The sequence below is a fragment of the Flavobacterium psychroterrae genome, assembly GCF_018380615.1.
GTDB classification, from domain to species: Bacteria; Bacteroidota; Bacteroidia; order Flavobacteriales; family Flavobacteriaceae; genus Flavobacterium; species Flavobacterium psychroterrae.
Genome location: NZ_JAGYVZ010000012.1, coordinates 150,140 through 158,789 on the forward strand (window position 1 = coordinate 150,140; position 8,650 = coordinate 158,789).

Below are 8,650 nucleotides of genomic sequence, written 5' to 3' on the forward strand. Positions count from 1 at the left end.
AATAGCTTCTAATTGCTATTTATTATTTTTTCCGATAAAGTCTAGATTGCAGATTTTGGTTTTGTTTTCTTTATCTGAAAATAAATACCCAGTGAAACGCCACTTAACATTAAAATCCATATTTCACTGTCTATGGGGGCAGGATCACCTACCGGAGGCGGAATTGCTTGTGGCTGCGGAAGAGGAGGAGCGGGCGCACAATAACTTTTAAAAATAAAGCACACGAATACGGCTAATAATAACTTTAACTTTCTGATTTTCATAGGATAATTTTAGATTTGGGTAAATAAAATTCATGAAATAATTTATTTTAACATTTATCAAAAAAATGATCGGTAAGAATAACTTTATAAAAAATAAAAACATTTAAACTCATATCACTTTTTTTTAATAATTAAAATAATCTGTAATTTTTTGGCTACGAAAAAATAATAAGACAATGTGTTAAATCGTAAAATAATCTCACAAAAAATAACTTTGAAACACTACAGCAATTACATATTTCTCAATTTTTTAACAAATAACCGTTGTAGTATAAATAAGATATTTAGTCTAATATATTCAAAAAAACGGTATATTTTTTAAATTTAAGAAGAATATTTTATGTAATTTCCTATGTATGCATAGTAAATTTAAAAAATCGATATGTTGATGAAAATAGAATGAAAATGAGTTTATTTAGTGAAATATGCATTATAACCAAAAAACGAGCTGATTATTGAATCAGCTCGTTTTTTATAATTGTGGCAGTTTGTATTATTTCAATGTCGTTTTGATTACAATTGCCGCTTGTAGAATCGCAGTTTGCACGGCAGGAACATTTGCAATTGGGTTTAAAAGTCCGTAATCGTGAATCAATCCGTTGTATCGTGTTAAAGTTACAAGAACTCCGGCTTCGTTTAATTTTCTGGCATATGCTTCGCCTTCATCTCTTAAAACGTCATTTTCAGCAGTTTGAACTAATGCAGGAGGTAAGTTTTTTAATTGTTCTAAACTTGCGCAAAGCGGAGATGCATAAATTTCATTTCTTTTATCAGTATCAGGCAAATAATTATCCCAAAACCATTTCATCATATTTTTAGTTAAGAATCTTCCGTTTGCAAATGAATTATAAGATTCAGTTTCAAAATTAGCATCTGTAACCGGCCATAATAAAACCTGCAATTTAATTTGAGGACCTTTTTTATCTTTTGCCATCAAAGTAATTGCAGCAGCCATGTTTCCGCCAACGCTGTTTCCTACTACGGCAAGTTTTTTACCGTCAACGCCAATTTCTTTTCCGTTTTCTGAAACCCATTGCGTTGCAGCATAAATTTCGTTTATGGCAACCGGATATTGCGCTTCAGGTGAAGGAGTATAGTCAGGGAAAATCGCAACAGCGCCACTTTCAACAACTAAATCTCTCACTAATCGTCTGTGAGTAGGATAATCTCCTAAAACCCATCCACCACCGTGAATAAAGATAAATACCGGAGCATTCGCTTTAGCGCCTTTTGGTTTTGTAATGTGAATTTTTACTTTTAATCCGTTTTGTGAAATCACTTTTTCAGATTCCTCAATTCCTGAATAATCAACTGTTACAGATTTTTGTGCGCCAACTAAAACTCCTCTTGCGTCTGAAACACTTAATTGTTCCAAAGGTTTTCCGTCACCTGAATTTAATACTTTCAAAAAGGAGCGGACTTCTGTAAAAACCTGTGGATCGTTTTCTCCTTTAAATTGTCTTTCCTGTGCAGTTGCGATAGTATTTATAGTGAACAATGCTGCAATAAATAAACCTTGCTGTAATAATTTAATAGTTTTCATATCTTTATTTTTTATCATTTATAATTTGATAGGACAAAGATATGGCGGTAGTAAAGCTCTAAAAATAGACAAAAGTCTATTCTAATTGTACATTTTTCCCTTGAAGGTATTTTTTCTTGAAATTTGACGGAGTATCGCCAACTTTATTCGTGAAAAGGCGGTTAAAGTAAGCCGGATCTTCGTAACCAAGTTGGTACGCAATCTCTTTTACACTTAAAGCCGAATATCCCAAAAGCCTTTTTGCTTCCAGAATAATTCGGTCTTTTATAATATCGTTGGGTTGTGCAAGTTCCAGACGATTGAATTTGTTGGATAATGTTTTGGCTGCAACGCCCAGAATATCAGCATAATCAGCCACGGTATGTTTTGCTCTGAAATGAATTTCGACCAAACGGCTAAAATCCCTGAAAAAATCCATTTCCTTAGAGGGTTCATTGTTTAAAACACCTAATTGCTGTGTTTTCCAGATTCGGGTAGCTTTTATAATAAGTTGTTTCAGATATGTCCGGATCATTTCTTCCTGCGAAGAATCAGGCGAATCAAATTCTTGCTGAATCTGATTGTAAATACCTTCAATAAATACAACTTCCTTGTCCGGTAAAGCCGTCATTGGCATTTCAAAAATATTATTAAACAGTAATCCGTCACAGGCAACCTCGGCATCATGAATTTGAACGCAATAAAAATCACGATTGTAATACATAAAATAGCCCTGTTTTTTTCCTTCTTTTTCAATTTGCAAATATTGATTGCTATTGATAAAAAATAGGGAAGCACTGAAAGTTTGATACTGTTTAAAGTCAATTGTTACCGAATAATTTTCGGGCAGATACAGTACTTTTATATAAGGTTTGTAATAATCACCGTTGATTTCGTCTATCGCATCCTGATTCAAAACCAGAAAACCCAGTTTTTTATAATTGGATTCAAAAAAATTATGATTATTCATTATATGTTATTATCCGATAAAAGAAAGAATACTGGTAGGAATTTTGTCAAAATCCTCAATAGAATATGGTTTTATCAAATATGCTTTCACGCCAAGTACATCGCATTTTTCCTTGTAAGCGGGATTTATACTCGTAGAATAAACAAAACAAGGAATCGTTTTTAACTCATTATTGTTTAAAATTTCCTGCAAAGCTTCAATACCATCTACAATTGGCATATTGATATCTGTTAAGATAACATCAGGAACTTCATTGGTATCATCTTTTAAAAAGTTTAAAAGTTCCTCACCATTTCCCACAAGACTTACTTTTGTAAAATCCGGATTTTTGGTAAAAGATTGAAAGATAATATCTGCGTCATCGCAGTCATCTTCGGCAATAATAATATGTAAGTTATTTGAATGTGGCATTTTATACAATTGGGAAATATAAATTAAAGGTAGTTCCTTCGTTCAGATTACTCTCTACGGTAATATTTCCCGAATGATTTTCCATGATTTTTTTGCAAATAGCGAGACCTATTCCGTTTCCGGAGTACTCATTCTTAGCATGTAAACGCTGAAAGATAGTAAAAATTTTAAGCAGATGTGTTTTTTCCATTCCAATCCCGTTATCTTTTATCTGAATTTTGATAAACTGACTGTCCTGATTTGGAATTTCTGATTCGAAATTATCTATTTGAGAAATTTCAATCAAAGGCGGATGATCTGGTTTACAATATTTTATAGCATTAGTTATAAGATTAGCAAAAAGTTGTCGCATTTGTACTTTCGAAGCTTTTAATACAGGTAATTTTCCTATTTTAATCTCAGCTTTTTTATCTGTAATTATAATTTCCAAATCATCAGTGACTTCAGAAATTACTTCAGATAAATTAAGCTTTGTGCGTTCTTCCTGAGCCGTATGCGATGAATAACTAACTAAATCATCCACAAGAGAATTCAGTCGCAATGCCGAAACTTTCATGACATTCATGGATTTAGTATCTGCTTCAGTAAGATAACTGCCATCGATCCTCCCGTTGTACATTACAATTTTTCTAAGCGGTTCTTTTAAATCATGTGATATTACATGAATAAATTCCTCCAGATTAGCATTTGTTTTATTTAACTCGTTGATTTTTTCTTCAAGTTCTTTTTGATTGTTTAATAATGCGTCCTCGTGTTTTTTCTTATCTGTTAAATCTGTAACGACAACTCCAATTCCCTGAACAGCAGGTTCAAGATCTGTTAAAGATATATTAGCAGGAAAAGTTTTTTTGTCATTGACCGTTTTAAATACGATTTCGTGTGTTGTAACGCCATATCTTAAGGCTTCAATAATCGAAACAAAATTGTTGTCATTATCAAAGTATTCATATATATAGTTTCCAATTATTTTTTCAGAAGGCAAACCTATAAGCTTTGAAAAATATTCATTGCAATATAATATGAGTCCGTTTCTGGAAATACTCAAGGCGCCTTGTCCGAATTTCTCAATTAGCAATCTAAACGTATAATCAGCAGTTTCAAGTGAATAAAGCTGCGGAGTTCCGTTTGTGTTCACTACTAAAGCATCAACATCTCCGTCCTTTATGGCATCAACTATACTATTTGATTCATAAAGTTTTTCCTTTAATGCTTCTATTTCGGCTAATAAGAATTCGATATTTGTTTTGTTGTCCTGCAAATTATTCTCTTATATTTAGTATTCTTAATACCTTTTCTTTGTCTGACAAATCACCTAAAATGATTCTTCTTGGTGCAGGATGTATTTTTATCAATGTAGGAATTGCTACAATTTGATGAATTACTGCCTGTTCGCTGTCACGACTGATATCAATAATTTCTAGTTCATAATTATTTTCAAGATATTTATCGCATATCCTGCGTAGATTTTCGATTGCATGTCCCGATTTTACAGACATACCCGAAACGAAAAGCATAAACTTGTGTTTGGTTGTACTTGCTTCATCAGATGAAATATCCATTTTTTACGAGTTTAAGGGTTTGATATTAAGCCCAACAAGTACTCTTTCTTCATTTGAAAGATCGCCAATAATTTTACGAATAGGCTCAGGAAATTTTCTCACCAATGTAGGTACAGCAAAAATCTGGTCGCCTTCTGCCAATTGAGGATTTTTAAGTAAATCAACAATTTCAATACTATATTTACCTTTTAGATATTCCTCGGCATATTTCTTTATATTTTCAAGCGCAGTAATAGACTTAGGGGTTTGACCCGCTATATAAAGTCTTAATTGCCATTCTTTTACAACTTCCTTTTTCATTTTATTTCTTTTTTTTAGAAGCCAGCTTTTCCTGCAATTCTTCTGTTGCTTTCAGGATGCTTAATTCTTCTTCGGCAGATTCAAACTCATTTTTAAGTGCTTCAATATTGGCTTCAAGAACTCGGCGTTTACGCTCAATTTCCCTGTCTTTTCTGTTGATCTCGTTCTGAAGTTTAATGTCAGATATTGTTTTCGTGAACTGATGCGATTGTCTCGCAGCACCCGTAAGAATTCCTTGTGGTCCTAATTCAACATCCAGTAATTTGATTCCGTTTTTTGTAATAACAAATTCCCTTACCTGGTTAGAATGTCCCATTCCTCTTGATTTCACAATAAAAATTCCACGGTTTCTTTCGCCAATACCTTCCATATCACGAACCGTAACCCACGTATCGACTAATGATGATACAGATTCCTCAGCAAGATCAGGTCTAAAATTGTCCGTTTGTTTGTTTAGCGAAGTAAAAAGTGCCGTAATATTACTGGCTTTCAGCATATCAATAAGCCTAACAAGCATCGAACGAACTTCGTGTTCACTTCCTACCGTAATTAAATTACTAATAGGATCAATAATTATTGTTGTAGGTTTAAATTCCCTGATAAGTTTTCTAAGTGTAAGCAAATGCAGTTCAAGACCATTTAATGAAGGTCGTGAGGAATGAATTAGCAAATTACCACTGTCAATATGTTTTTGAAGATCAACACCTATTGATTTCATATTTCGAACCAATTGCTGCGGCGATTCTTCAAAAGCAAAATAAATTGTTTTTTCGTTGTTCTCACATTGTTGATTTGCAAAGTAACAAGCCAAAGTTGTTTTAGCCGTTCCCGCTGTTCCCGAGACTAAAATATTGCTTCCGCGATAAAATCCACCGCCCTCAAACATTTCATTTAATCCTGACAATCCTGTTGGAACAACATCTGATGAAACTTCATTATTCAGTTTTAAAGAAGTAATAGGCAGAACCGAAATTCCGTCTTCATCAATTAAAAACGGATATTCGTTTGTACCATGCGTTGAACCTCTGTATTTTACAATTCGAAGTCTTCTTGTAGAAACCTGCTCAATTACACGATGATCCAGTACAATTACACAATCAGAAACATATTCTTCTAATCCCTGGCGCGTTAAAGTGGCTTCGCCGCGTTCTCCCGTAATAATTGCGGTTACACCTTTGGCTTTTAACCAATGGAATAATCTTCGCAATTCGGCTCTCAGAATCGCCTGATTGTCAAGACCTGCAAATAAAGATTCAATTGTATCGAGTACAACACGTTTTGCTTTTATAGAATCAATGGCATGTCCTAACCTGATAAATAAGCCATCAAGATCATATTCTCCGGCTTCTTCAATTTCAGATCTTTCAACACGTACGTGATCTACAACGAGTTTTTTATCAGCTTTGAGCTGTTCAAGGTCGAAACCAAGGGATTTTACATTTAAAGTAAGATCATCCGAAGGTTCTTCAAAAGACATGAAAACTCCGGGTTCGTTATATTCTGTAATACCTTTAATAAGGAATTGCATAGATAACAATGTTTTTCCACAGCCGGCACCACCGCAGATTAAAGTTGGTCGTCCTTTAGGGAATCCGCCATCAGTAATCTCATCAAGGCCGTCTACTCCCGTAGGAGTTTTTGGAAATTTAAAACTATTTGATTTTGTTTGTTCTTGCACGATATTTAAATTCTATTGACTCAAATATACGTTTTCCTAGAATATTAACAATTATAATTTATTAAAGATTTAACAGCTGTTTAGTGATTATTAAACCTTTTCAAGAATGGTTCAGTATGAAAGATGGGAATAATGTAAAATACAAGTAAAATAATGAAAGTTTTTTCTATTCTTGACTTTTTGGAATATTGAGTTTTTCAATATTTTTAGTGATAATATTTTTGTCAGAAATTGTTTTGGCTAAGCCAAAGGCGGTTTTAAAGTGCTGTAGTGCCTTTTTGTCATCAAAACCAACATATAAATTTCCAAGTAAGAAATAGTAGAAATGATTATCAATAAGATTTAGTTTTTCAGCCTCAACAATTGCTTCTGGATTTCCTATAACCTTTGATAAAGCATACGTTCTGTTTAAAGCAACGATTGGTGAATATTCTAAAATGATCAGATTGTTGTACAATTCTAAAATATTCTGCCATTTTTCCGGCGTATCTTTTTTCTGCGTATGCCAATAAGCAATTCCTGCTTCAAGATGGTATTTAGTAAGTGTGTTTCCGCTAGAAGACTGACTTAAAAAATAAGTTCCTTTATCGATTAATTCCTGATTCCAAAGAGATTCATCCTGATCTTCATACAAAATAATTTCACCATTTTCGGTGGTTCTGGCTTCAAATCTCGACGAATGAAAACACATTAACGCCATTAATGCATTTGTTTCAGGCAGGTTTGTTGATTGATTCTGAATTAAAAGAAACGTTAAACGCATTGCTTCCGCACAAAGATCTTTTCGTAAAGTAGTATTTTGAGAAGTAGAGTAGTAGCCTTCAGAAAATAAAAGGTAAATAGTTTTAAGAACCGTATCAATCCGTTCCTTTATTTCAACCGAATTTGGGTTCTGAATCTTAATATTTTCTTCCTTAAGCTTCTCTTTGGCGCGATTGATTCTTTTATAAATCACTTCTTTATTGGATAAAAAAGCATCAGCAATTTCGTTGATCCCAAAACCGCATAATAAATTTAATGCCAATGCAATCTGCGCTTCATCACCATTACAGGGATTACAAATGGTAAAAATCATCGCCAATTGACTATCAGCAATATTCTGATCAGATAAATCAATGTCGATTTCCGGATTATAAAGTGCAGAATTGTACTTGATTTCGGTTATAATTTTCTTTTCAAAAATATCATTTCGCTTAAAATAATTCTTGGTTTTGTTTTTGGCAACGGTGTACAACCATGCTGTAGGATTTTCAGGAATTCCCTTTATCGCCCAGGTTTCTGAAGCCGCCAAAAAAGTATCACTCACAATATCCTCCGCAATTTCGATATGATGAATCCCAAATAAATGACATAACACCGAAACAATTTTCTGATATTCCGTTCGAAATAAGTTGGGGATAAGTTCCTGATTCATAAATTATAAACTTTCAAATTTTTAAAATTCCAAATTCCAATAAATTGCCCACGGGTTTTAACGGGTTTAGCGGGTTTGCGCGGGTTTTTTATTTCTATGCGTAATCTTGTAATCTTTGTTAAATTTTAAAACTTTGACAAAGATTAGCGACATAGTTTGTCATTCTGAGGAACGAAGAATCTCCACGATCATCATCCGTAAAGAAATGTAAAAGCCAATCGTTGTCGAGCTGCTTGCGGGGATTCTTCGTTCCTTAGAATGACAAACCGTTATGGTTAGTTTCTAAGAAAGTGTAAAAATATTTCACGCGAAGTAACCCCAATCTTGTCATTCTGAGGAACGAAGAATCTCCACGATCATCATCTGTAAAGAAATGTAAAAGCCAATCGTTGTCGAGCTGCTTGCGGGGATTCTTCGTTCCTTAGAATGACAAACCGTTATGGTTAGTTTCTAAGAAAGTGTAAAAATATTTCACGCGAAGTAACCCCAATCTTGTCATTCTGAGGAACGAAGAATCTCCACGATCATCATCT

The 8,650-nt window shown here is 33.6% G+C and carries 9 protein-coding genes; all 9 read right to left on the bottom strand.

Annotation, left to right across the window (positions count from 1 at the left end; all coding sequences use genetic code 11):
* Positions 1 to 41: 41 nt before the first annotated feature.
* Positions 42 to 263 (bottom strand): hypothetical protein, encoded by a 222-nt coding sequence (locus tag KHA90_RS14095; RefSeq protein ID WP_213301344.1) that lies wholly within the window; start codon positions 261 to 263, stop codon positions 42 to 44.
* Positions 264 to 756: 493 nt separating this feature from the next.
* Positions 757 to 1,806: an alpha/beta hydrolase gene (locus KHA90_RS14100; protein ID WP_213301346.1), complete on the bottom strand. Its 1,050-nt coding sequence runs from the start codon at positions 1,804 to 1,806 to the stop codon at positions 757 to 759.
* Positions 1,807 to 1,882: 76 nt separating this feature from the next.
* Positions 1,883 to 2,755 (bottom strand): helix-turn-helix domain-containing protein, encoded by an 873-nt coding sequence (locus KHA90_RS14105; protein WP_213301349.1) that lies wholly within the window; start codon positions 2,753 to 2,755, stop codon positions 1,883 to 1,885.
* 9 nt (positions 2,756 to 2,764) lie between these two features.
* Positions 2,765 to 3,166 carry a response regulator gene (locus KHA90_RS14110; RefSeq protein WP_213301352.1) on the bottom strand — a complete coding sequence of 134 codons (402 nt, stop codon included), beginning with the start codon at positions 3,164 to 3,166 and terminating at the stop codon, positions 2,765 to 2,767.
* Position 3,167: 1 nt separating this feature from the next.
* Positions 3,168 to 4,424: a sensor histidine kinase gene (locus KHA90_RS14115; protein ID WP_213301355.1), complete on the bottom strand. Its 1,257-nt coding sequence runs from the start codon at positions 4,422 to 4,424 to the stop codon at positions 3,168 to 3,170.
* A 1-nt stretch (position 4,425) separates the two neighbouring features.
* A complete protein-coding gene (locus tag KHA90_RS14120) occupies positions 4,426 to 4,725 on the bottom strand; it encodes a circadian clock KaiB family protein (protein ID WP_213301358.1) in 300 nt (99 codons plus the stop codon).
* Positions 4,726 to 4,728: 3 nt separating this feature from the next.
* Complete coding sequence (locus KHA90_RS14125) at positions 4,729 to 5,025, bottom strand: circadian clock KaiB family protein (protein ID WP_213301361.1); 297 nt, start codon at positions 5,023 to 5,025, stop codon at positions 4,729 to 4,731.
* A gap of 1 nt (position 5,026) precedes the next feature.
* Positions 5,027 to 6,703: a circadian clock protein KaiC gene (gene kaiC / locus KHA90_RS14130; protein WP_213301364.1), complete on the bottom strand. Its 1,677-nt coding sequence runs from the start codon at positions 6,701 to 6,703 to the stop codon at positions 5,027 to 5,029.
* A 166-nt stretch (positions 6,704 to 6,869) separates the two neighbouring features.
* Positions 6,870 to 8,117 (bottom strand): RNA polymerase sigma factor, encoded by a 1,248-nt coding sequence (locus KHA90_RS14135; RefSeq protein ID WP_213301367.1) that lies wholly within the window; start codon positions 8,115 to 8,117, stop codon positions 6,870 to 6,872.
* Positions 8,118 to 8,650 lie beyond the last annotated feature (533 nt).

Bases quoted from the DNA above. Each gene is read 5' to 3' on its own strand.
- KHA90_RS14100 (WP_213301346.1), bottom strand. From the start codon at position 1,806: ATGAAAACTATTAAATTATTACAGCAAGGTTTATTTATTGCAGCATTG.
- KHA90_RS14110 (WP_213301352.1), bottom strand. From the start codon at position 3,166: ATGCCACATTCAAATAACTTACATATTATTATTGCCGAAGATGACTGC.
- KHA90_RS14125 (WP_213301361.1), bottom strand. From the start codon at position 5,025: ATGAAAAAGGAAGTTGTAAAAGAATGGCAATTAAGACTTTATATAGCG.
- KHA90_RS14095 (WP_213301344.1), bottom strand. From the start codon at position 263: ATGAAAATCAGAAAGTTAAAGTTATTATTAGCCGTATTCGTGTGCTTT.
- KHA90_RS14120 (WP_213301358.1), bottom strand. From the start codon at position 4,725: ATGGATATTTCATCTGATGAAGCAAGTACAACCAAACACAAGTTTATG.
- KHA90_RS14105 (WP_213301349.1), bottom strand. From the start codon at position 2,755: ATGAATAATCATAATTTTTTTGAATCCAATTATAAAAAACTGGGTTTT.
- KHA90_RS14135 (WP_213301367.1), bottom strand. From the start codon at position 8,117: ATGAATCAGGAACTTATCCCCAACTTATTTCGAACGGAATATCAGAAA.